Genomic DNA, 22666 nt, shown 5'->3' with positions numbered 1-22666 from the left:
ATGGTCGCGCGGTCAAGGAACCTGCCAGCCCGCCGGAAGTCTCGGACAACGTACATCGCCCCAATCCACACCGCCGGGTTGCCGCGCTCGTCGACGAACCGGACCTGTAGGCGGTCTTGCGCCGCCAGCGTGCCTCGGTTCTACAATCGCGCATGGAGAATCTTCGATTCAGCGTCGACGTCGATGCTCCCGCGCAGCACGTCTGGAACGTCATGCTCGACCTCGACTCCTACCGTGTATGGACGGGCGCCTTCCACGAGGGATCGACCTACGAGGGCGGCTGGAACGAGGGCGACGAGATTCGCTTCCTCGGTCCGAACGACGACGGCACGGCGAGCGGTCTCTTCGGCACCATCGTCGAGAGTCGGCCTCACGAATTCGTGTCGATCCGCTATCTCGGCGATATCGAGAACGACGTCGAGAATCGCGAAGGGCCCGCCGTCGGGCTGCACGAGAGCTATTCGTTCAGCGAGACTGACGGGGTGACGACTCTCGTCGTCGAGCTCGAAGTGCCCGACGAGTGGGCCGAAGACATGCGCGGCATGTGGTCGGAGGCGATCGTCACGATCAAACAGCTGGCAGAGCGGCCTAGGTCGACGAAATCCTGACCGGTCAGGAATGGCGACAACCCCGATAGCGTCGTGACGGTACCCTGCCAATGGGCTGCTCATTTTTGCCACTTCCGCTCACCCTCGCAAGCCCGACTCGACCCCCGCCCGGCACGTGTTCCTGAGAACTGCAATCTAACTCGGCGTCTACTGCACAGCTGCTTTGCCTGTAATGCCTGGTTGCCGGATGTTCACTGTGCTGGGAGTTGGTCCGCGAGCCTCAGCTGAGACGGCTCATTCGGACAGACCCCGGCTGGCCCCGTCTGCCTCCAAACGCTGGCGTGCGGTGTTCAGTCCCGCTCCCACCGGTACGTGGCCGGTAGCCGCTGCCAGCCCGAAGACCGGCATATCGCTATACACGCTTTCCCTGCCGCCCGGCATCGTCTCGTAGGTTTCGTGCCATACGCCGACGTCACCAGTGCCGGCCGATTCGCGCATGAACCGGCGCCAGGGCTCAAGGTGCGGCGCCGACCGGTCGGCCGCGAACCGCTGCAGATGCTCCGGGCTCTTCCAGTAGCTGACCATGATGGTCGTCCGCCCGAACCATTGCTGGTAGCCCAGCAACCCGGCCTCCGGCGTCTTGGCCAGGTGGGCAAGCATCTTGGGCATGGCCGCCCCCACCCGTGCCACCTTCCCGAACTTCCACCACCGGTTGGCGCGCATCCCGATCAGGAAGACTGTCACCGGGCCGCCCCCGGGATCGGCAGTGAAACGTCCTGTGTGCACTTGTTCCGACATGCGCTTCTCCTTTCATAACGTTGTTACAGAACAGTGTTATGCAATACTGGTCCTATGGCAAGACCCATAGTCCACGATGAGACCCTGCGTCGCAGGCTGCTCGACACCGCAGCCTCCCTAATTGCCCGCGACGGCGCCGCCTCCGTATCGCTGCGCAGTATTGCCGCTACCGCTGGGACGTCGACGACGGCGGTGTACTCACTCTTCGGGGGCAAGGCGGAACTGTTGACTGCCGTGCTCGACGACGGCTTCGCTTCCTTTACTGCATCCCAACAAGAGGCCGCCGCTGCCGGCCTCGAAGCATTGGGCCGGGCCTACCGAACCTGGGCGCTGGAGCATCGGGTCCTCTACGGCCTGATGTTCAGCGGCTCACTGGCCGGCCAGGTGCCGTGCCAGCCGACTCCGGGTGCCGCCGGGCCATCGATCGCGCCGCTGTTCGCCGCGGTTGCCGCAGCGCTGCCCGGAGCAGCCGATGACGAGATCGCCGCGATGGTCGGCGTTGTGTGGGGCCAAGTCCACGGGCTGGTGTCACTGGAGCTGGCCGGTGCACCGGCGGCTGGCTGGACCTGGGATGCGACCTATGATGCCGCCATCCGGCAGATTGGCCGCTCGCTGGGACTAGGGAAGATCAGTCCTCAAGCAGCCGGCGGGCCGGCGTGATCGGGCCGAGTAATAACTGATTAACTGGAAGGCCCCGATTTTCGAATCGGGGCTTTTCCTGTGTTGCGGTTCTTTTCGCCCGGCGTACCCGGGCCGCCAACGTTTTCTGTGCACGCGAGTCCTAGCGGAACCTCTCCAATGTTGCAGCTCGGTAACGAACTTTACGGTGAGTCAACTTTGGTGGCCCATACCAGCATTTGGGGTTTACGCTCATGCCATGTGAGACGTCCCACACTGCCGCTGGGGGAGCGTGGACGTCTGGCCGGCGCTGTCGGCGTCGGGTCTCACCCACACCACAGAAACAAGGAGGCGGAATGCGCTTGGGTCGTATTTCCAAAGCAGTCGGCGTGGCGGCAGCAGCTGCCATCGCCCTCAGCGCCTGCGCGGGCAACAGCGGGGGGACAACCCCGTCCACTGCAGCCGCAGCAAGCAAGCAAGGCGGGTCGGCAACCGTAGTAGAGGTGAACGCGTTCAACACGTTCAACCCGAACACGGCCGACGGAAACACTGACATCAACTCGAAGGTCAGCTACGCCACGCACTCGGGGTTTTTCTACATCGACAACAAGCTCAACGTCGTCCGCAATGAAAAGTTCGGCAAGATGGAAAAGGTCTCGGACGACCCCCTGACGGTCAAATACACCATCAACGACGGCGTGAAGTGGTCAGACGGCACGCCCGTCACCGCGGCCGATCTTGTGCTGCAGTGGGCCGCCTTCTCCGGCTACTACAATGACGCCAATGCGGAAGCCAAGACCGGCACGTCCTACTTCTCCTACGCCGGTGATCCCACAGGTATCGCACTCACCGACTTCCCGGAACTCGGCGACGACGGCCGCACCATGACCCTGAAGTACTCCAAGCCTTTCGCTGACTGGGAAATCGCTCTGGGCGGACCAGGCATCGACATCCCCGCCCACGTCCTGGCCAAGAAGGCAGGGCTGGCGGACACCAAGGCATTCATCGACCTCCTCAAGGGCATGCCCCGCGGTGACGCCAAGGCGCCCAAGCCGGTGAACACGCAGCTGAAGGCCATGGCGGACATGTGGAACACGGGTTTTGACACCAAGACTCTGCCGGCCGATCCGAACCTCTACCTCTCCAACGGTCCCTTCATCGTCAAGAGCCTGAACCAGGACCAGTCCCTGACCATGGTCAAGAACAAGGACTACAACTGGGGTCCGGAAGCCCAGCTGGACGAAATCACCGTCCGCTACATCGGCGAGGCGCCCGCCCAGGTGCAGGCACTGAAGAACGGTGAAGCCGACATCATCGCCCCGCAGGCATCCGCCGACACCGTGGAGCAGCTCAAGGCGCTGGAGAGCCAGGGCGTGAGCGTCGACGTCGGCAACCAGCTCGCGTACGACCACATCGACCTGAACTACTCGGGCCCGTTTGCCGACAAGAACGTCCGCGAGGCATTCATGAAGGCCGTGCCGCGTGCGGACATCGTTGACAAGATCGTCAAGAAGCTGGACCCGAAGGCTGCCCCGCTCGATTCGCAGCTCTTCGTTCCGGACCAGGCCCCCTACGCCGACTCGGTCAAGAACAACGGTTCCTCCGCCTACCAGGGTGTGGACATCGAGGGCGCCAAGAAGCTCCTCAACGGTGCCACCCCCGAAGTCCGCATTATGTACAACAAGGACAACCCCAACCGTGTCGACGCCTACTCCCTGATCAGCGAGTCCGCCACCAAGGCCGGCTTCAAGATCGTCGACGGCGGCCTCGGCAAGTCTGACTGGGGCAAGGCCCTTGGAGACGGCACCTACGACGCGACCATCTTCGGCTGGACCAACTCCGGTGTCGGCGTGTCCGGCGTCCCGCAGATCTTCAAGTCCGGCAATGACTCCAACTTCAACAAGTTCAGCGACCCGGCAGCCGACAAGCTCATGGACGAACTGATTGTCACCACCGACAAGAGCAAGCAGGATGAGCTCATCCAGCAGATCGACAAGATGATCTGGGATTCCGCCTACGGCCTGCCGCTGTTCCAGTCGGTCGGCGTGGACGCGTACAGCGACCGCATCACCGGCGTGAAGTACATGCCGAACCAGACCGGCGTTTGGTGGAACTTCTGGGAATGGGCGCAAAAGTAGCCCGCGACCGCAAGTAACACTGCTGGAAAGGCGTCGGGACCAAAGTTTCTCCGGTCCCGACGCCTTTCTGGCGATATCCTGACGATGCCGTGGTCTTGCCACCACATCGGCGGGACCGGCCAAACTCCGCGACCGGCCCGGGCGATCCCCAGGCCTGAACATCCGAGGTGCTGTTCCACATGGTGACCTACATCTTCCGGCGGCTCGTGACCGCTGCCCTCATCCTTCTCGGCGCATCCTACTTCGTGTATCTCCTGACAGCGGCGTCCGGCGATCCCCTGGAACAGTTCCGCGCCAACCCCACGCCGCAGAAGCAACAGCTCATGGACGCGAGGACCGAGCTCCTGCAGCTGGACACTCCCGCGCCGCTGCGGTACTTCAAATGGTTCGGCGGCGCGGTCCAGTGCCTGGTCCCCTTCGCCAACTCCTGTGACCTCGGGAAAAACATCGCGGGCCAGCCCATCACGGATGCCCTCGGTGCCGCACTCGTGCAGACCCTGACCCTGGTCACAGGCGCGACGGTGCTCGCCATCCTGATCGGCATCACCCTTGGCATCATCACCGCCCTGCGGCAGTACAGCACCCTGGACTACGGCGTAACCTTCATGGCCTTCCTCTTCTTCTCCCTGCCGATCTTCTGGGTGGCCGTCCTGCTCAAGGAATTCGGTGCCATCGGCTTCAACAACTTCCTGCGAAATCCCGAGGTGCCGCTGTCCGCGTCGTTAGGCATCGGCGTCGTCGCCGGAGCGCTGACGGCCGTAGCGGCGGGCGGGCCCCTGAAGCGGCGGCTGCTGGCGGGCGCTGTCGCCTTCGCGTTCGTCACCGCGGTGCTCATCTATTTCTCCGCGACCGAATGGTTCAAGAAGCCGGGTCTGGGCCCGGTGCTCATCGCCATCGCCGGTGCGGGCATCGCCTTTGCCGTCACCCTGCTCTCCGCCGGGCTTAAAAACCGCAAGGCCCTGCAGTCGGCCCTGATCGCCGTCGGTGTCGGCGTCGTGCTGTACTTCCTCCTTCAGCCCCTGCTCAACGAGGCCACGTTCCTGATGATCGTGCTGTTGGCGGTCGCGTTCGTCCTGATCGGCCTTGCCATCGGCTACCTGATGGGCGGCTATGACCGCGGACAGTCCATGCGGGCCGCGGCGATCACCTCGTTCCTCGTCGGCTTCCTGATCCTGCTGGACCGATTCATGCAGGCGTGGCCCACCTACTTCAACAACAGCCGTGTGCGCGGCCGGCCGATCGCGACCATCGGTGCCAGCACGCCGAATATCCAAGGCGACTTCTGGGTCCTGGGCCTTGACTCCTTTACCCACCTGATCCTGCCCACCCTGGCCCTGATCCTCATTTCGCTGGCCAGCTACACGCGGTTCACCCGGGCCTCCATGCTGGAAATCATGAACATGGACTACATCCGCACCGCCCGGGCCAAGGGCCTGAGCGAGCGGACCGTCGTCATGCGCCACGCCTTCCGCAACGCCCTGATCCCGATTGCCACGATCGTGGCCTTCGACATCGGGGCACTCATCGGCGGCGCCGTGATCACCGAAACAGTCTTCTCGGTCCGCGGCATGGGCTTCCTCTTCCTGGACGGGATCGAACATGTCGATCCCAATCCGGTCATGGGCGTCTTCATCTGTGTGGCGATCACCGCCATGGTCTTCAACCTCATTGCGGACCTTGCCTACTCCGCACTGGATCCGCGCGTAAGGGTAAAAGCATGAGCCAGCCAAGTCAGCAGGAAGAAATCATGGCAGAAGACGCCGGCTCGCGGACATGGGCCGCAGCCGGCATCGAGCCGGTCCTTGAAGCCAAGGGCCTCAGCCAGGGACAGATCGTCCGGAAGCGGTTCCTTGGACACTCCGGGGCCATCATTGGCCTCGTCGTCTTCGCCCTCATCTTTGTCGTGGCATTCACTTCAGTGGGCTACATGGGCATCCCTGGCTGGTGGAAGTACAGCCACACGGAGGTCTCGCCGCTGGTCAACGGCGGCGCCCCCACCGCCTCCCTCTGGCTGCCGGCTTGGGGCGAACATCCGTTCGGCCAGGACCGGATCGGCCGCGACCTGTTCGCCATGACCATGCGCGGGGCCCAGCAGTCGATCACCATCATGATCGTGATCGGCCTCATCGCCGGCCTGATCGGCGTCGTCGTCGGGGCCCTCGCCGGCTATTTCCGGGGCTGGCTCGAGGCTGTCCTGATGCGGCTGACCGACATCATCATCATCATTCCCGCCCTGCTGCTGGCCGCCGTCATGGCGCAGATGGCAGGCCGCCGGGACCAGGGCAGCTGGTTCGCCTCGTTCGCCAGCACCAACGGGGTCCTGGCCCTTGGGATATTCCTGGGCCTGATCAGCTGGGTCAGCCTGGCGCGCCTGATGCGCGGCGAATTCCTGTCCCTGCGCGAACGCGAGTTCGTGGATGCGGCCCGGATCTCTGGCGCCAGCAACGCGCGCATTATCTTCAAGCACATCCTGCCCAACGCCGTCGGCGTCCTGATCGTGAACGTGACCCTGACAATGTCCGCGGCGATCCTGACCGAGACGGCGCTGAGCTACCTGGGCGTCGGCGTCAAGGCTCCCGACACCTCGCTGGGGCTGCTGATCTCGCAGAACCAGGAGGCCTTCGCCACGCGGCCGTGGCTGTTCTGGTTCCCGGGCATGTTCATTGTCCTGATTTGCCTGAGTATCAACTTCATCGGCGACGGACTGCGGGACGCCTTTGATCCCCGGCAGAAGAAATTCAATGCCAAGAAGGCAACGGAGCATCCCGGGGCCGCGGCCCAAACATCCGTACAGACCAGCGCGGTCACCGCCCTGGACGAGCCAGAGCGAAATGGCTTCCAGCATGACGACTTCCGCCCTGACGGATCTGCCGACGGAACCGCAGACGGAACCCGGGGCCAGTAGATGCCGGCCCCCTGCAGGCCGGTGCTAGCCGGCCGTGACTGCCAGGTAGCTCGCCGCCAGGAGAAGTACGACGGCGCCGATCGCCACCCAGCGGACCGTGACGGTCGCGGCAGGGGCGGCAGCCTCGCCGGCCGCGAGCTGCCCGCTTTCCACCAGTTCATGCCAGCGCGCCCGCACCAGCATGGCGGCCTGGCCGGAGTCCGTGGTCTTCAGGTCGCCGGGACGGACCGACCTGCCGGGCCCGTAGGTGGTTGCCGGCAGGCCCTGGAGGTCTTCCGGGCGGGCATGGCGGCCACCCCAGATTCCGGGGGCGGGCGCAGCCCAGGACGCGTAGCTCTTTTCTGCAGTGACCAGGGTGAGGGCGAAGCGCGTGTCGACGTGCACCAGCGCACCCCACGGGACCTTGATCGAGCGGAACGGATTTTCCAGCGTGACGCCGGCGTCGTGCACCACCACGGACGGCATCCAGAACAGCAGCCAGCCCAGAAAGGCAATGAGCAGCAGCGGGGCGGCGCCTCCCAGTGCTCCCGGACCTGCCGCGGCAACCGTGGCCACGACACCGAACGCGGCCACCGCCCAGGCGAGCAACGCGAACCATTTATTTGTTCGTGCCTTGAACACTTCAACATTTCCGGCGTGCGGCGCAGAGCTCATGCCCCTAATAATTCAGTATTCCGAGCCGCAGCACTAATCCCCGGTGCACCGGCGGCCCGGGCGGAAGGATGGACCCACCATGACTGACTTCATCACCCTCGATCCGCCGGCGGCACCCGCGCCCGGCAGAGGTGACACGGTCCTGGAGGTCCGGGACCTCAGCGTGGATTTCGGCGTGGACAAGAAGTGGGTCCCGGCCGCGATCGGCCTCAACTACGAGGTGCGGGCCGGTGAAGTGCTCGCCATCGTGGGGGAGTCCGGGTCCGGGAAGAGCGCCAGTTCGATGGCACTCCTGGGCCTTCTGCCCAGTAACAGCCGCGTGACAGGAAGTGTCAAGCTGGCCGGCCGGGAGCTGCTGGGAACCAATGAGACCAATATCCGGGCCGTGCGCGGCAAGGACGTCGCGGTGATCTTCCAGGAGCCGATGACGGCCCTGAACCCGGTTTATACGGTGGGGTTGCAGATCATCGAAACTGTGCGTCTGCACAATGAGGTCTCGCCAGACGAGGCCCGGCTCCGTGCCCTGCACATGCTGGACCTTGTGGAACTGCCCGATCCTGAGAAGGCCTTCCGGTCCTACCCGCACCAGCTTTCCGGCGGGCAGCGCCAGCGCGCCATGATCGCCCAGTCGCTCTCCTGCGACCCGAAGCTGCTGATCGCCGATGAGCCCACCACGGCCCTCGATGTGACCGTCCAAGCCGAGATCCTGGACCTCATGCGCAACTTGCGGAACAAGCTGGACAGCGCCATCGTGCTCATCACGCACGACATGGGCGTAGTGGCCGACCTCGCCGACCGGATCGCCGTCATGCGCAAGGGCGTCATCGTGGAGACCGGGACGGCCGCACAGATCTTCCACAGCCCGCAGCACGAATACACGCGGGCGTTGCTCGCCGCGGTGCCGCACCTGGGTCAGGGCGGTGGGGAGACCTCGGCCGACGTGGATGTCACCGCCGCCCTCGCCGCCGCCACACACGCCGAAATCCGCTCCATCCCCGAAGACGAGCTGATCGCGCGGGAGCGGGAGAACGCCGCCGCCCTGGCCGCGGCCGAGGCAGCCAGGCCGAAGGGTGACCCGGTCCTGGAGCTCCGCGACGTCGCCATCGAGTACCCGAAGCAGGGCCGGGTGCCGGCTTTCCGCGCCGTGGAAGGCGCCAACCTGGCCATCTACCCCGGACAGGTCGTCGGCCTCGTCGGCGAATCAGGATCGGGCAAGACCACCATCGGCCGGGCCGCAGTCGGCCTCCTGCCGGTGGCTTCAGGCACCATGCGTGTCGTTGGGCAGGACATTTCCGCGGCCAAGAAGAACGGCCGGCAGCTGCGCGACATGCGACGGCACGTCGGCATGGTGTTCCAGGATCCGTCCTCGTCGCTGAACCCCCGGCTGCCCATCGGCGAAAGCATCGGCGAGCCGATGTTTCTCGCCTCCGTGGCGAAGGGTGCCGAGCTGCAGCGCCGGATCGAGGCGCTCCTGGACCAGGTAGAGCTGCCGCGGGACTACCGCAACCGCTACCCCCACGAGCTCTCCGGCGGCCAGAAGCAGCGTGTGGGCATCGCCCGGGCACTCTCGCTCAAGCCGAAGCTGATGGTCGCCGACGAGCCCACCTCTGCCCTGGACGTCTCCGTCCAGGCCAAGGTGCTCGATCTGTTCCAGAACCTGCAGAAGGAGCTGGGGTTCGCCTGCCTGTTCGTTACTCATGACCTCGCCGTGGTGGACGTGCTCGCCGACCGGATCTGCGTCATGCAGCGCGGCCGGATCGTGGAACAGGGGACCCGGGACCAGATCCTCCGCAACCCCCAGGAGCCCTACACGCAACGGCTCCTGGCAGCGGTTCCGCTGCCGGATCCGGACAAGCAGCGCGAGCGCCGCGAACTGCGCGCGCAGCTGCTTTCCGGTGCCAGCTGAGGCTTGCCCGGAGGGCAAAAACAGGGCGGAAACAGGGGCGAAAACAGCGGGTTTTCAGTTAATTCAGGGTAACCGGGATGCCGGTGGGCGCGAATACTACCAGCCAGTAGTGTGTGACCTGTAATGCTGTGCGCTTGACGTTAGCCGTCATCAGTTTGTCGGATCACGGTTTGGCAACAGAGTTCCAACATTTGGACTCTTTGGGGCTAGGCTACTTCGAATGTAGGCCACGTCACAGGGGATACCCCTGTGCCTGCTTATGGGGAAGCACAAGTTTTTCCCTCATGAACTCCCACAACTCATAGGAGGCGGAATGCGTTTTGCGCGCACTTCCAAAGCACTGGGCGTGGTGGCTATCGCCGCCCTCGCCCTGACCGGATGCGGGGCCAGCGGCTCCGCCACCGGTAGCGGCAGCACCGGCGGAGACACCAGCAAGGTGATCCTCGCCGACGGCTCCGAGCCCCAGCGTCCCCTCATGCCGGCCGACACCAACGAGGTCGGTGGCGGCAAGGTCATCGACATGATCTTCGCGGGCCTGGTCAGCTATGACCCCAGCGGCAAGCCGGTCAACGAACTCGCCGAGTCGATCGAGGGCAAGGACGGCCAGCACTTCACCATCAAGGTCAAGAAGGACCAGAAGTTCACGAACGGCGAGGCCATCACGGCCAAGACCTTCGTCGATTCCTGGAACTTCGGCGCCGCAGCCAAGAACGCCCAGCTCAGCGGCGGTTTCTTCGAAAGCATCAAGGGCTACGACGAAGCCAGCGCAGAAGGCTCCAAGGTCGAGACCATGTCCGGGCTGAAGGTCGTTGACGACCAGACGTTCACCGTCGAACTGAAGCAGCCGGAATCTGACTGGCCGCTTCGCCTGGGCTACACCGCGTTTGTCCCGGTTCCCTCCGGCGCCCTGAAGGACCCGAAGGGCTTCGGCGAGAAGCCGGTCGGCAACGGCCCGTACAAGCTCGCGGACGGCGGCTGGCAGCACAACGTGCAGATCCAGCTCGTTCCGAACCCGGACTACAACGGCCCGCGCAAGGCCAAGAACGCCGGCGTGACCTTCAAGATCTTCCAGAACGATGACGCCGCCTACCAGGACCTGCTGTCCAACAACCTGGACATCCTGCAGACCATCCCGACCAGCGCGCTGAAGACCTTCAAGTCTGACCTCGGCGACCGGACCATCAACAAGCCGTACGCCGGCAACCAGACCATCGCCATCCCGGAGTACCTGCCGGAATGGAGCGGCGAGGCCGGCAAGCTCCGCCGCCAGGCCATCTCCATGGCGATCAACCGCGACGAGATCACCAAGGTGATCTTCAACGGTGCACGCCAGCCCGCCAAGGACTTCACGGCTCCCGTGCTTGACGGCTACAGCGACTCGATCCCCGGTGCCGAGAACCTGACGTTCAACGCCGACAAAGCCAAGGAAGCTTGGGCCAAGGCCGACGCGATCAAGAAGTGGGACTCCAACGAGACCTTCACCATTGCCTACAACGCCGACAAGGGCGGCCACAAGGCCTGGGTCGAAGCTGTCGTCAACCAGCTCAAGAACACCCTCGGCATCAAGGTTGAAGGCAAGCCGTACGCCACCTTCAAGGAAGCCCGCAACGACGCCACCGCCAAGACCCTCACCGGCTCCATCCGCGCCGGCTGGCAGGCTGACTACCCGTCGCTGTACAACTTCCTCGGCCCGATCTACAAGACCGGTGCCGGCTCCAACGACGCCAACTACGCGAACCCGGCGTTCGACAAGGCCATCTCCGACGGCCTGAACGCCGCGTCGGTCAGCGACGGCAACAAGGCCATGAACAAGGCCCAGGAGATCCTCCTGACGGACCTTCCGGCCATCCCCCTGTGGTACCAGGTTGCTCAGGGCGGCTGGAGCGACAAGGTCACCAACGTTGACTACGGCTGGGACGGCGTCCCGCTGTACTACAACATCACCGGTAAGTAACCACTCGGCGACGGCGGGGGCCGCCCACACTGGGGCCTCCGCCGTCGTCGTGCTTCCCCCACTTCTCTACATGCCCGGCTCTTCGGGCGAACTTTTCGCAGCCCTGCCGCCGTGAGCGAACCGGCGCCGGCCTGCCTCCATAGTGAAAAGGTTCTTTGATGAACAACTCCGCCGCATCCCTGGACAGGATGCCTGCCAACGAGGGTGTGACTCGCTGATGCCGACATACATCCTCAAGCGTTTCCTGCAACTGATTCCCGTCTTCCTGGGCGCAACACTGCTGGTGTACTTCCTGGTCTTCAGCCTGCCCGGCGACCCCATCGTGGCACTGTTCGGCGACAAGCCGGTCAATGAGGCCGTGGCAGCGAAGCTGCGGGCGCAGTACAACCTTGACCAGCCCTTCTGGATGCAATACCTGCTGTACCTCAAGAGCATCTTCACGTTCGACCTCGGCCAGGACTTCTCCGGACGCCCCATCGCCGCGGTGCTCGGCGAGGTCTTCCCCGTCACGGCCCGGCTGGCCATCATGGCGCTGATCTTCGAGGGAGTCTTCGGCATCGTCTTCGGCCTCATCGCAGGCCTGCGCAAAGGCAAGTTCTTCGACGCCACGGTCCTGGTCGCATCGCTGGTCGTGATCGGCATCCCGATCTTCGTCCTGGGCTTCCTGCTGCAGTTCACCATCGGCGTGCAGCTGGGCTGGGCCAAACCGACCGTCAGCTCCGCCGCGACCGTTCCGGACCTCATCCTGCCGGCGATCGTGCTGGGACTGGGATCCTTCGCCTACGTCCTGCGCCTGACCCGCACGTCCGTCATCGAAAATATGAACGCCGACTACGTGCGCACCGCCACCGCCAAGGGCCTGTCCCGGTTCCAGGTGGTCCGCGTCCACATCCTGCGCAACTCCCTGATTCCCGTCATTACGTTCCTGGGCGCCGACCTCGGTGCCCTGATGGGCGGTGCAATCGTCACGGAAGGAATTTTCAACGTTCCGGGCGTAGGCAACCGGCTCTATCGGGCCGTGCTGTCCGGTGAAGGGCCCACAGTGGTCTCGATCGTCACTGTCTTGGTGCTGATTTACTGCCTCTCCAACCTGCTCGTTGACCTGCTTTACGGCTGGCTTGACCCGAGGATCCGTTATGACTCCTGATAACACCACCACCGCACGGCACGCCGATTCCCGCCGCCCGGCCCCCCGGACCGCGCACTTCGTGGCCGATGTCTCCGAGACCCCGCTCCAGGTGACGGACCGGGTTAAGGACGAAGCCGCACCGCTGAGCCTTTGGGGCGAGGCCTGGAAGAACCTGCGCAGGCAGCCGCTCTTCCTCATCTCCGCGTTCCTGATCCTGGTGGTCGTGGCGGTCTCCCTCTTCCCAGGGCTGTTCTCGCCGATCGACCCGACGTCGGAGGCGTGCCAGCTGGCCAATTCCGACGCCGGTCCCGCCGCGGGCCACCCGCTGGGCTTTACCCAGCAGGGCTGCGACGTCTACGCCCGCGTCATCTTCGGCACACGCTCCTCGGTGACAGTTGGCCTGTTCACCACCATCGGCGTGCTGCTGATCGGCGGCATCCTGGGCGCCGTGGCCGGGTACTACGGCGGCTGGATCGACTCCGTCCTGGCGCGCATCAATGACATCTTCTTCGCGCTGCCGCTGATCCTGGGCGCGATCGTGCTCATGCAGCTGCCGATGCTCCGGGCGAACAAGACGGTGGGGACGCTGGTGCTCATCCTGATCATCTTCGGATGGCCGCAGATCGCACGCATCACGCGCGGCGCCGTCATCGAGGTCCGGAACGCCGACTTCGTCACGGCAGCCCGGTCGCTCGGCGTGTCGAAGTTCGGTGCCCTCATGCGCCACGTGATGCCTAACTCGCTGGCCCCGATCATCGTCGTGGCCACCATCTCCCTGGGCACGTTCATCGTGGCCGAATCCACGCTGTCCTTCCTCGGCATCGGGCTGCCGCCCAGCGTCATGTCCTGGGGCAATGACATCCAGGCGGCACAGGCCTCCCTCCGGTCCAATCCGATGCCGCTGCTCTACCCGGCCATCGCGCTGTCCATCACCGTCCTGAGCTTCATCATGCTGGGCGATGCCTTGCGTGATGCCCTCGATCCCAAAGCCCGCAAGCGATGAAAGGGGACACCATGAGCGCCTCTGTTGACTTCCAGGAAGCTGAGTACGCCACTGAGCGCCCGCTGCTTGAAATCAGGAACCTGGCCATCGGGTTCACCACCAGCAACGGCGAGGTCAACGCCGTCCGCAATGCCCACCTGACCATCATGCCGGGCGAAACCGTGGCGATTGTGGGCGAGTCGGGATCCGGCAAGTCCACCACCGCGCTGGCCGCCATCGGCCTGCTCCCGGGCAACGGCCGCGTCTCGGCAGGGCAGATCCTGTTCGACGGCGAAGACATCTCCAGCGCGGGCGAGAAGCGGATGATCGAACTGCGCGGCAACAGCATCGGCATGGTCCCGCAGGACCCGATGTCCAACCTGAACCCGGTGTGGAAAATCGGCGACCAGGTCCGCGAGACGCTGAAGGCGAACAGCCTGCCCAGCGGCCCCGACGACGTCGCGAAGGTCCTGTCCCAGGCGGGGCTGCCGGACGCCGCCAGCCGGGCGAAGCAGTACCCGCACGAGTTCTCCGGCGGCATGCGCCAGCGCGCGCTGATCGCGATCGGGCTCTCGTGCCAGCCACGGCTGCTCATCGCGGACGAACCCACCTCGGCGCTCGACGTCACCGTGCAACGCCAGATCCTCGATCACCTGGACAAGATGACCACGGAACTGGGCACCGCGGTGCTGCTGATCACGCACGACCTCGGCCTCGCCGCCGAACGCGCGGACCAGGTGGTGGTCATGTACCGCGGCCAGGTCGTCGAATCAGGACCCTCGCTGGAGCTGCTGCAGAACCCGCAGCACCCTTACACCCAGCGGCTGGTCGCCTCGGCGCCGTCGCTGGCGTCCCGCCGCATCCAGGCCGCCAAGGAACTGGGTGTGGAAACTGACGACATGCTCGCCCCCGCCGAAACCGCGGCCGTTCAGTCATCCGCGCCTGACGAGGTCCTGCAGATCCAGAACCTTCGGAAGGTCTTCAAGCTGCGCTCGGGCTTTGGCAAGTCCACGGACTTCACCGCCGTTGACGACGTCTCCTTCAGCGTCAAGCGGGGAACCACGACGGCGATCGTGGGGGAGTCGGGGTCCGGAAAGTCCACGGTGGCACAGATGGTCCTGAACCTCCTGACGCCGACTTCCGGCAAGATCGTCTTCGACGGCGTCGACACCTCCACGTTGAACAGCAAGGAGATCTTCGCCTTCCGGCGCCGGGTGCAGCCGATCTTCCAGGACCCGTACGGTTCCCTGGACCCGATGTACAACATTTTCCGGACCATCGAGGAACCCCTGCGGACCCACAAGATCGGGGACAAAACCAGCCGCGAGAAGAAGGTCCGGGAACTGCTGGACCAGGTGGCGCTGCCGCAGTCCACCATGCAGCGGTACCCGAATGAGCTCTCCGGCGGCCAGCGCCAGCGTGTTGCGATCGCCCGTGCCCTGGCCCTGGACCCCGAGGTGATCATCTGCGACGAGGCAGTCTCGGCTCTGGACGTGCTGGTGCAGGCGCAGGTGCTGAACCTGCTCGCTGACCTGCAGTCCCGCCTCGGCCTGACCTACCTGTTCATCACCCACGACCTCGCAGTGGTCCGGCAGATCGCCGACCACGTGTGCGTCATGCAGAAGGGCAGGCTGGTGGAGGCCGGGTCCACGGACGACGTCTTCGATGCCCCCCAGCAGGACTACACCAAGGCACTGCTCAACGCCATCCCCGGTGCCGGCCTCATGCTGCCGCCGGAAGTGGCCTAGACGGCCGGGAGAAGCGATCAGCCGCCACATGGCAAATAAGGAGCCGGTGTCCGCCCACAACGGGCGGACACCGGCTCTTTTTGGTATTTGGTTCCCTGTGCTTGGTTCCCTTGCTTGGTTCCTTTGCTTGGTTCCCTGTCCGCGGTTCCCCGTTCGCGGTTCGCCGCCACTCGGGGCCGGGTCCCAAGGTCCTAGCGGGACGGGTCGGAGGCCGTGCCGGTGGCCCGGTAATCAAGCGCCATCGACTCCAGCCGCTGGCCGAAGATGACGCCGAGTGCCGCGTGCCCTTGCTTGTTCAAGTGCACCCCGTCCGCCATGGAACCCGTGAGGTCATACCGGGTGAGCCAGTCCCCGGCGCTGACGAACGGCAGCCCCTGCCGGTCGGCGACCCGGCCCAAAAGTGCGTCCACCTCGGTCCGCCGGCCGCCGCCGTACTGGGCCCCGCGCGCGAGCGTGCCGACCATGAGCAGTCGGGCGGCGGGATACCGCTGCCGGATGCTGGCGATCAGCCGGTCGGCGTTGGCCACGATTTGCGCGTCGGAGGCGCCCCGTCCGGCGTCATTCCCGCCGCCTTCGATCACCACGAGCGGTGGGGTGCCGTACGGGAGGTTCCAGTCGCCGCGCTGGAGCGCATCGATGTAATTGCCGGTCTGGCCGTTCGACGCCACGAAGCCCGTGCCGCCCCGTCCGCAGAAGAAGACCTTGTAACCAGCCGCGGCCAGACCCTGCCTGGGCCACCCATAGGACGGCTCCGACTGGGAGTCGCCAATCAGCACGGCCGTACTGCTCGTGTCCTTAACGATCACCTCATTGCGGCCGTTGGCAGGATTGCGGTAGACGGAGCCGGCCGGCAGGCCGGCGGGATCGACGTCGGGACCAATCCGCGTCGTCGCCGCGGACCCTGCGGCGACCGCCCCACCGGCGCCGATGGCCGGGACGCTGCCAACCTGGTTGGCGGTCAAGGGCACGGCCGAATAATCCGCGTCCGGCGCAGATGAAGAAGGGTACTGCCCGCAGCCGCCAAGAGTAACGCCTACGGCGACCATCGTTGCGACAAAGCGGGACAGGGCCGAGGCGGTTCGCATGAATGTCTCCGGGCTTGCTTGCTGCTATCAGAGCAATGATGGGGCATGGGCGGCGGAAAAACCAGTGACTTTACTCACAGGTAATAATTCGTTTCGCTCTGTCCTCCCGCCGCCGGTCACGATGGGAGGGTCGGTGCATCCAAGCCGGCGGTGTGGATTTTAGGCCAATAAATGGCCTAGCCCTTAGACTTGTATCAGGCGCCCTGTGTCGAATGGGTGCATCCGTCGTGCGTTCCGGTTGGAAATGTCGCGATACCACAGCTGACTTCACCACTGAATCGAGCACTAACGCATGTCTGAAACCACCACCAACACTGCGGTAGCCACTGCATCGCGCAGTGACCTGCGCAACGTCGCGATCGTGGCCCACGTGGACCACGGCAAGACCACTCTGGTCGACGCCATGCTCAAGCAGACCAACTCCTTTGCCGAGCACAACCACCTCGAAGACCGCGTCATGGACTCCGGTGACCTGGAGCGCGAAAAGGGCATCACCATCCTGGCCAAGAACACCACCGTGGCCTACAACGGACCGTCCTCCAAGGGCGAAACGATCACCATCAACGTGATCGACACCCCCGGCCACGCCGACTTCGGCGGTGAGGTGGAGCGCGGTCTGTCAATGGTGGACGGCGTTGTCCTCCTCGTCGACGCGTCCGAAGGCCCGCTGCCGCAGACCCGCTTCGTGCTGCGTAAGGCCCTTGCCGCGCACCTGCCGGTGATCCTGCTGGTGAACAAGACCGACCGCCCTGACGCGCGAATCGAAGAAGTTGTCCACGAGTCCATGGACCTGCTCCTGGGCCTGGCCTCCGACCTCGCGGACGAAGTTCCGGACCTGGACCTGGACAAGATCCTCAACGTTCCGGTCGTTTACGCCGCCGCCAAGGTCGGCCGCGCATCCTTGGAGCAGCCCGCCGACGGCACCGCCCCGGAGAACGAAGACCTCGAGCCGCTCTTCAACGCCATCATCGAGCACATCCCGGCTCCGACCTACAACCCGGAAGGTGTCCTGCAGGCGCACGTCACCAACCTGGACGCCTCCCCGTTCCTCGGCCGCCTCGCGCTGCTGCGCATCTACAACGGCACCCTGCGCAAGGGCCAGACCGTGGCCTGGGCCCGCGCTAACGGCGAGCTCAAGAGCGTGAAGATCACCGAACTGCTGGCCACCAAGGCGCTGGACCGCGTTCCGGCCGAATCGGCCGGTCCCGGCGAGATCGTCGCCGTCGCCGGCATCGAGGAAATCACCATCGGTGAGACCTTGACCGACGTCGAGAACCCGCAGCCGCTGCCGCTGATCACCGTTGATGACCCGGCCATCTCCATGACCATCGGTATCAACACCTCCCCGCTGGCCGGCAAGGTCAAGGGTGCCAAGGTCACGGCCCGCCAGGTCAAGGACCGCCTGGACAAGGAACTGATCGGCAACGTCTCCATCAAGGTGCTCCCCACCGAGCGTCCTGACGCCTGGGAAGTCCAGGGCCGTGGCGAGCTCGCGCTGGCCATCCTCGTCGAGCAGATGCGTCGCGAAGGCTTCGAGCTGACCGTGGGCAAGCCGCAGGTTGTCACCAAGACGATCGACGGCAAGGTGCACGAGCCGATGGAGCACATGACCATCGACGTGCCGGAAGAATATCTCGGCGCCGTCACCCAGCTCATGGCTGCCCGTAAGGGCCGCATGACCAACATGGCCAACCACGGCACCGGCTGGTGCCGCATGGAGTTCATCGTTCCGGCCCGTGGCCTGATCGGGTTCCGCACCAAGTTCCTCACGGACACCCGCGGCGCCGGCATCGCAGCCTCCATCTCCGAAGGCTACGAACCGTGGGCAGGCCCCATCGAATACCGCACCAACGGTTCGATGATCGCCGACCGCGCCGGTGTGGTGACCCCGTTCGCGATGATCAACCTCCAGGAGCGCGGCTCCTTCTTCGTCAAGCCCACCTCCGAGGTTTACGAAGGCATGATCGTGGGCGAGAACTCCCGCGCCGACGACATGGACGTCAACATCACGAAGGAAAAGAAGCTCACCAACATGCGTGCAGCCTCCTCGGACACCTTCGAGAACCTGACGCCGCCGCGCGATCTGACCCTCGAAGAGTCCCTCGAATTCGCCCGCGAGGACGAGTGCGTCGAGGTCACCCCGGACGCCATCCGCATCCGCAAGGTCATCCTGGACACCAACGAGCGTGCCAAGGCCAACCGCGCCCGCGCCAAGGTCTGATCCCGGCCTCCGGGTTCTTGGCTGAAACGTGACTAGGAGAGCTGCCGGCACGGCAGGCGGCATTGCCGCCGCCGTGCCGGCAGCTCTTTTTGTTGCCCTGGCCGGCACGGCGCTGCACCGCCACGATATGGTGCTCGGCGGCGTGCAGATTCCCTGGGGAGCGGCGGCGGCCCTGCTCCTGCTGGGCTCGGCCGAGCTGTGGCTGGCCGCGGCCTTCCGCTCCGTCATCCCGACGGCGGTGTGCGGCGCCCTCTGCTATGCGCTGGCCGGCTGGTGGTCCACCCTGGAAACGGGCAGGCGCCTGGTCATCGGCGACGCCGCGGGAAACATCTGGGTCTTCGGCATCGCGGGCATCACCGTCGCCATGCTCGCCTGGTGTCGCCGGTACCGATTCCCCGCAGGCTAGGCCGGCCCGTTCTACCTCAGGCACGTCCCGGCCCACCCCCCGGGGGGACATGTCCATTTTTGGGTTCCTCGGGTGGACATGGTGGCATCATGTCCTGCGCACTACCCATGCGCGGAACATGTCCATTCCTCACCCGTGGACATGTCCGGTCCCCGCTCCGGCTCCAGGACATGCCCATCCACACTCGTTTTGGAGTCAACGCCGGCCGACAATCGGGGCCGCGGTTTTCCACATAGCGCGGAATCTGACTACCAGACCGCGGCGTACGACCCCAGCATGAGTGAATGGCCAACATCATCGACGTTCTCTCCAAGTACGACGGCGTCACCCGCGCCAAGTACATCGCCGCGGCGGGCGTCTCCGACAACCAACTCAAGTCCGCTATGGCCGCGGGAACCGTGTCCCGGGTGGCCCGCGGTGTCTACGCCTTGCCCGGTGCCGACGCGCAGCTGATCTCCATTCGCTCGCTGCCGGCAGAACCGGGCTGCATCACTGCGGCCCATTTCGGCGGGCTGTGGGTCCTCCACGCCCCGGCGCAGCCGCACGTGGCCCAGACGCACAGCAGGAGCTACAAAGGCTTTGTCTGTCACAGGTCTTCCACGCCCCCGACTCTCTTGGACACCGTTGTCCAGTGCCTGCGCTGCTTGCCCGAACCAGACGGGCTGATCATTGCCGAGTCCGCCGTCGTGCTTAAGGGTCTACCGCTGAACGCTTTGCGCCGGCGGCTCGATGGCCGGAACGATGCACGGGAGCGCCGGATCGTGTCGGGAATTGTCCCGCAGTCGCAGTCGCTTATCGAGTGCCTGGCCCGGTTTCTTCTCCGGCGCGCCGGCTTTCATGTCGAGTCGCAGGTAAACGTCCCGGGCCTCGGACACCTGGACCTGATGGTCGATGGCCGCCTGGGCATAGAGACGGACGGTGCCGAGTTCCACATGGACAGAACCAGCTTCCAGGAAGACCGACGCCGTTGGAACGTCACCACGCGCAGGGGGATACCGACACTGGTCGTGACCTATCCGCTGCTAAGGGACCATCCTGAGGAATTTGTCTCCATGGTCCGTGAAACGCTGAACAGGCTTTCAGCCGCCGCATAAACGGACGCGGCCTTCTTCCGTAGGCAGGCCCCTCGCGCTGTGCCTCTCATGCGCCCTCGAGGGTCATCCACCACTGGACATGTCCTGCGCTGTGTTGATCCACCACTGGACATGTCCTGCGCGCCCCATCAGCGATGGACATATCACTGAAATGTCCGTCGCTCGAAGCAAGGGGAGGGCATGTCCATCGGTGCCGCTCGGCCGAGGTGGGCATGTCCGTTGACTGCCGGTCGGGGTGGACATGTCCATCGGTGGCGGGTGGCTCGGGAGGGTATGTCCATAGCTCGTGCGCAGGAGAGCGCATGTCCGCTGCCTGTCGGCAGGGGAGGGCATGTCCATCGGTGGCGGGCGGCAGGCGTGGGCATGTCCGTTGACTGCCGGTCGGGGTGGACATGGCCATCGGTGGCGGGCGGCTCGGGAGGGTATGTCCATTGCTCGTGCGCAGGAAAGCGCATGTCCGGCATCGACGCCCCCGGGAGGCCCGCCTCGCCCGCCGCGGGAAGTCGCAGGTCAGGAGGCCTGCATGCGCGGCGTCCGGCGTGGCGGCGCCGGTGGAACCGCCTTGGCGGCCACCACCAGGGGGAGCGCGATGACGACGTCGGACCGGCGGGTACGGACGGTGCACTCGGCACCGGTGCGTTCCACGAGCTCGCCGAGCGCGTCCGTCAGGCCTCCGTCGATCCGGTACCGGACCACAACCCGCGTGCCCAGCGGGGCGTCGGAGAGAAACTGCTGGGGCGGGGGCAATGGCGGGCTCACCAAATCATAGTAAAACGCGGACCGTGTATGACGTCCGGCTAGGTCGCGGTAACCGGCTGGGAGATAATAGGCTCAGAAGTCAGTAGCCCGGCGCTTAGGCCGGCACAACCATCCGGCCGGTCGCCGGAACCAACGTGGAGAGGCCAGGGACGTGACGTACGTAATCGCGCAGCCGTGTGTAGATGTCAAAGATAAGGCATGCATCGAGGAGTGCCCCGTCGATTGCATCTACGAGGGTGAGCGTTCCCTGTACATCCACCCGGACGAGTGCGTGGACTGCGGTGCCTGCGAGCCGGTCTGCCCGGTGGAGGCGATCTACTACGAGGATGACACCCCCGAAGAGTGGGCGGACTACTACAAGGCCAACGTCGAGTTCTTCGATGAACTCGGTTCGCCGGGCGGCGCCGCGAAGGTCGGGAACACCCACATGGACCACCCCATGATCGCCGCCCTGCCGCCGCAGAACCAAGACAACTAGGACGCACCAGGGTGACTTCTGCGGTGCGCACTTTCGGCTTGAGCCTGCCCGACTACCCGTGGGAGGCCATGGCGCCGTATGCCGCCACGGCGGCCCGGCATCCGGCAGGAGCCGTCAATCTTTCCATCGGAACGCCGGTGGACCCGACGCCGGCGCTGATCCAGGACGCGCTGCGCGTCGCCGCGGACGCCCCCGGCTACCCCACGGTCCACGGCACGCCGGCCCTGCGCGAAGCCGTTGCGGGCTGGTTTGCGCGCCGCCGCGGCGTGCCCGGGCTGGACCCGCAGAACGTGATGCCGACGGTGGGTTCCAAGGAACTCGTCGCGTGGCTGCCGTTCCTGCTGGGCCTGAAGCCGGGCGACGTCGTCGTGCGCCCCACAGTGGCCTACCCCACCTATGACATCGGCGCCACGTTCGCCGGTGCGGAGCAGATCGCCGCCGATGACCTTGACGAGCTCGACGCCGGCACCCGTGCCCGCGTGCGCCTGGTCTGGGTCAATTCACCGGCCAACCCCACCGGCAGCGTACGGGACGTCGCTTCGCTGCGGAGCATCGTCCGGCAGGCCCGGGAGATCGGCGCCGTCGTCGCCTCCGACGAATGTTACGCCGAACTCGGCTGGGGGGAGTGGGACGCCCAGCGCGGCGGGACACCGGTCCCCAGCATCCTGGACCCGCAGGTCGCCGAGGGGTCCCACGATGGCCTGCTCGCCGTCTATTCGCTCAGCAAGCAGTCCAACGTGGCGGGCTACCGGGCGGCATTCGTGGCCGGCGATCCGGTGATCATGGCCAACCTGGTGAACAGCCGCAAGCATGCCGGGATGATCGTTCCCTATCCGGTCCAGGAAGCCATGCGCGTCGCACTTGGCGACGACGCCCACGTCCTGGTGCAGAAGGATCTGTACCGGGGTCGGCGGGAACGCATCGTGCCGGCGCTGGAGGGCTTTGGACTCACCATCCACGAGTCCCGGGCTGGCCTCTATCTGTGGGCCAGCGCCGGCGAAGGCACCTGGGACACCGTGGGCCGGCTCGCGGACCGCGGGATCGTCGTCGGGCCCGGGGTCTTCTACGGCGATGCCGGCCACGGCTTCGTCCGGGTGGCGCTGACCGCAAGCGATGAGCGGATCGACGCCGCCGTATCTCGCCTGGCCTCAGCAACGTAACAATGCTGTGACGAGTGCCACATGTGGCGCAGTTTCGGCGTTTTTGCGGACCCTCGGATTAGTGCCACCCGCGAACTAAAGGT

Annotated in this window: 19 protein-coding genes; 15 read left to right on the top strand and 4 right to left on the bottom strand. The window is 65.3% G+C overall.

Translation table 11 applies throughout. From position 1 onward, the window contains the following. The first annotated feature begins 152 nt into the window (after window positions 1-152). Window positions 153-608, top strand: coding sequence for an SRPBCC family protein (locus BM372_RS00975; RefSeq protein ID WP_090950649.1), 456 nt, complete (start codon window positions 153-155; stop codon window positions 606-608). 234 nt (window positions 609-842) lie between these two features. Here the strand turns inward: BM372_RS00975 and BM372_RS00970 are convergent, their stop codons facing one another. After that, the gene (locus BM372_RS00970; protein WP_090950646.1) at window positions 843-1346 is read right to left on the bottom strand and encodes a DUF4188 domain-containing protein; all 504 of its coding nucleotides are present in this window, start codon (window positions 1344-1346) and stop codon (window positions 843-845) included. 54 nt (window positions 1347-1400) lie between these two features. Between BM372_RS00970 and BM372_RS00965 the strand changes: the two genes are divergently transcribed. The 4 genes from BM372_RS00965 (at window position 1401) to BM372_RS00950 (ending at window position 7007) form a co-directional block, all read left to right on the top strand. Beyond that, window positions 1401-2006, top strand: coding sequence for a TetR/AcrR family transcriptional regulator (locus tag BM372_RS00965; protein ID WP_090950643.1), 606 nt, complete (start codon window positions 1401-1403; stop codon window positions 2004-2006). A gap of 314 nt (window positions 2007-2320) precedes the next feature. Further along, complete coding sequence (locus tag BM372_RS00960) at window positions 2321-4102, top strand: ABC transporter family substrate-binding protein (protein WP_090950640.1); 1782 nt, start codon at window positions 2321-2323, stop codon at window positions 4100-4102. A gap of 179 nt (window positions 4103-4281) precedes the next feature. Then, a complete protein-coding gene (locus BM372_RS00955; protein ID WP_090952827.1) occupies window positions 4282-5823 on the top strand; it encodes an ABC transporter permease in 1542 nt (513 codons plus the stop codon). A gap of 26 nt (window positions 5824-5849) precedes the next feature. Next, window positions 5850-7007 carry an ABC transporter permease gene (locus tag BM372_RS00950; protein WP_256214048.1) on the top strand — a complete coding sequence of 386 codons (1158 nt, stop codon included), beginning with the start codon at window positions 5850-5852 and terminating at the stop codon, window positions 7005-7007. A gap of 24 nt (window positions 7008-7031) precedes the next feature. Here the strand turns inward: BM372_RS00950 and BM372_RS00945 are convergent, their stop codons facing one another. Beyond that, window positions 7032-7661, bottom strand: a complete 630-nt coding sequence (locus BM372_RS00945) for a PH domain-containing protein (protein ID WP_090950637.1) — start codon at window positions 7659-7661, stop codon at window positions 7032-7034. Window positions 7662-7740: 79 nt separating this feature from the next. On the opposite strand from BM372_RS00945, the gene BM372_RS00940 reads away from it, so the two are divergent. The 5 genes from BM372_RS00940 (at window position 7741) to BM372_RS00920 (ending at window position 15380) form a co-directional block, all read left to right on the top strand. Then, window positions 7741-9567 carry an ABC transporter ATP-binding protein gene (locus BM372_RS00940; RefSeq protein ID WP_090950634.1) on the top strand — a complete coding sequence of 609 codons (1827 nt, stop codon included), beginning with the start codon at window positions 7741-7743 and terminating at the stop codon, window positions 9565-9567. Between the two features lie 313 nt (window positions 9568-9880). Then, window positions 9881-11521 (top strand): peptide ABC transporter substrate-binding protein, encoded by a 1641-nt coding sequence (locus BM372_RS00935; RefSeq protein WP_090950631.1) that lies wholly within the window; start codon window positions 9881-9883, stop codon window positions 11519-11521. Between the two features lie 217 nt (window positions 11522-11738). Next, window positions 11739-12668, top strand: coding sequence for an ABC transporter permease (locus BM372_RS00930; RefSeq protein WP_090950629.1), 930 nt, complete (start codon window positions 11739-11741; stop codon window positions 12666-12668). Then, complete coding sequence (locus tag BM372_RS00925) at window positions 12658-13653, top strand: ABC transporter permease (RefSeq protein WP_090950626.1); 996 nt, start codon at window positions 12658-12660, stop codon at window positions 13651-13653. Before BM372_RS00930 ends, BM372_RS00925 begins: the two co-directional genes overlap by 11 nt. An 11-nt stretch (window positions 13654-13664) precedes the next feature. Continuing rightward, window positions 13665-15380, top strand: a complete 1716-nt coding sequence (locus BM372_RS00920) for an ABC transporter ATP-binding protein (RefSeq protein ID WP_177235842.1) — start codon at window positions 13665-13667, stop codon at window positions 15378-15380. Window positions 15381-15571: 191 nt separating this feature from the next. On the opposite strand, the gene BM372_RS00915 is transcribed toward BM372_RS00920, so the two are convergent. Beyond that, window positions 15572-16465: an SGNH/GDSL hydrolase family protein gene (locus BM372_RS00915; protein WP_090950618.1), complete on the bottom strand. Its 894-nt coding sequence runs from the start codon at window positions 16463-16465 to the stop codon at window positions 15572-15574. 292 nt (window positions 16466-16757) lie between these two features. Between BM372_RS00915 and typA the strand changes: the two genes are divergently transcribed. From typA to BM372_RS00900, 3 genes are all read left to right on the top strand, one after another. Next, window positions 16758-18686, top strand: a complete 1929-nt coding sequence (gene typA, locus BM372_RS00910; protein WP_090950615.1) for a translational GTPase TypA — start codon at window positions 16758-16760, stop codon at window positions 18684-18686. Between the two features lie 28 nt (window positions 18687-18714). Continuing rightward, window positions 18715-19092: a hypothetical protein gene (locus BM372_RS00905; RefSeq protein WP_256213977.1), complete on the top strand. Its 378-nt coding sequence runs from the start codon at window positions 18715-18717 to the stop codon at window positions 19090-19092. A gap of 284 nt (window positions 19093-19376) precedes the next feature. After that, window positions 19377-20186, top strand: coding sequence for a type IV toxin-antitoxin system AbiEi family antitoxin domain-containing protein (locus tag BM372_RS00900; protein ID WP_090950611.1), 810 nt, complete (start codon window positions 19377-19379; stop codon window positions 20184-20186). A gap of 510 nt (window positions 20187-20696) precedes the next feature. Here the strand turns inward: BM372_RS00900 and BM372_RS00895 are convergent. Continuing rightward, complete coding sequence (locus tag BM372_RS00895; RefSeq protein ID WP_090950608.1) at window positions 20697-20945, bottom strand: putative acetyltransferase; 249 nt, start codon at window positions 20943-20945, stop codon at window positions 20697-20699. A gap of 151 nt (window positions 20946-21096) precedes the next feature. Here BM372_RS00895 and fdxA point away from each other — a divergent pair, with 151 nt between their 5' ends. Beyond that, window positions 21097-21423: a ferredoxin gene (gene fdxA, locus BM372_RS00890; RefSeq protein ID WP_090950606.1), complete on the top strand. Its 327-nt coding sequence runs from the start codon at window positions 21097-21099 to the stop codon at window positions 21421-21423. Between the two features lie 11 nt (window positions 21424-21434). After that, window positions 21435-22583, top strand: a complete 1149-nt coding sequence (gene dapC / locus BM372_RS00885; protein ID WP_090950603.1) for a succinyldiaminopimelate transaminase — start codon at window positions 21435-21437, stop codon at window positions 22581-22583. Window positions 22584-22666 lie beyond the last annotated feature (83 nt).

The sequence above is a fragment of the Arthrobacter sp. ov118 genome (assembly GCF_900116495.1).
Taxonomy (GTDB): Bacteria; Actinomycetota; Actinomycetes; order Actinomycetales; family Micrococcaceae; genus Arthrobacter.
The sequence above is the reverse complement of the archived record's forward strand: the minus strand, read 5'-3'. Positions and strand labels throughout refer to the sequence as shown.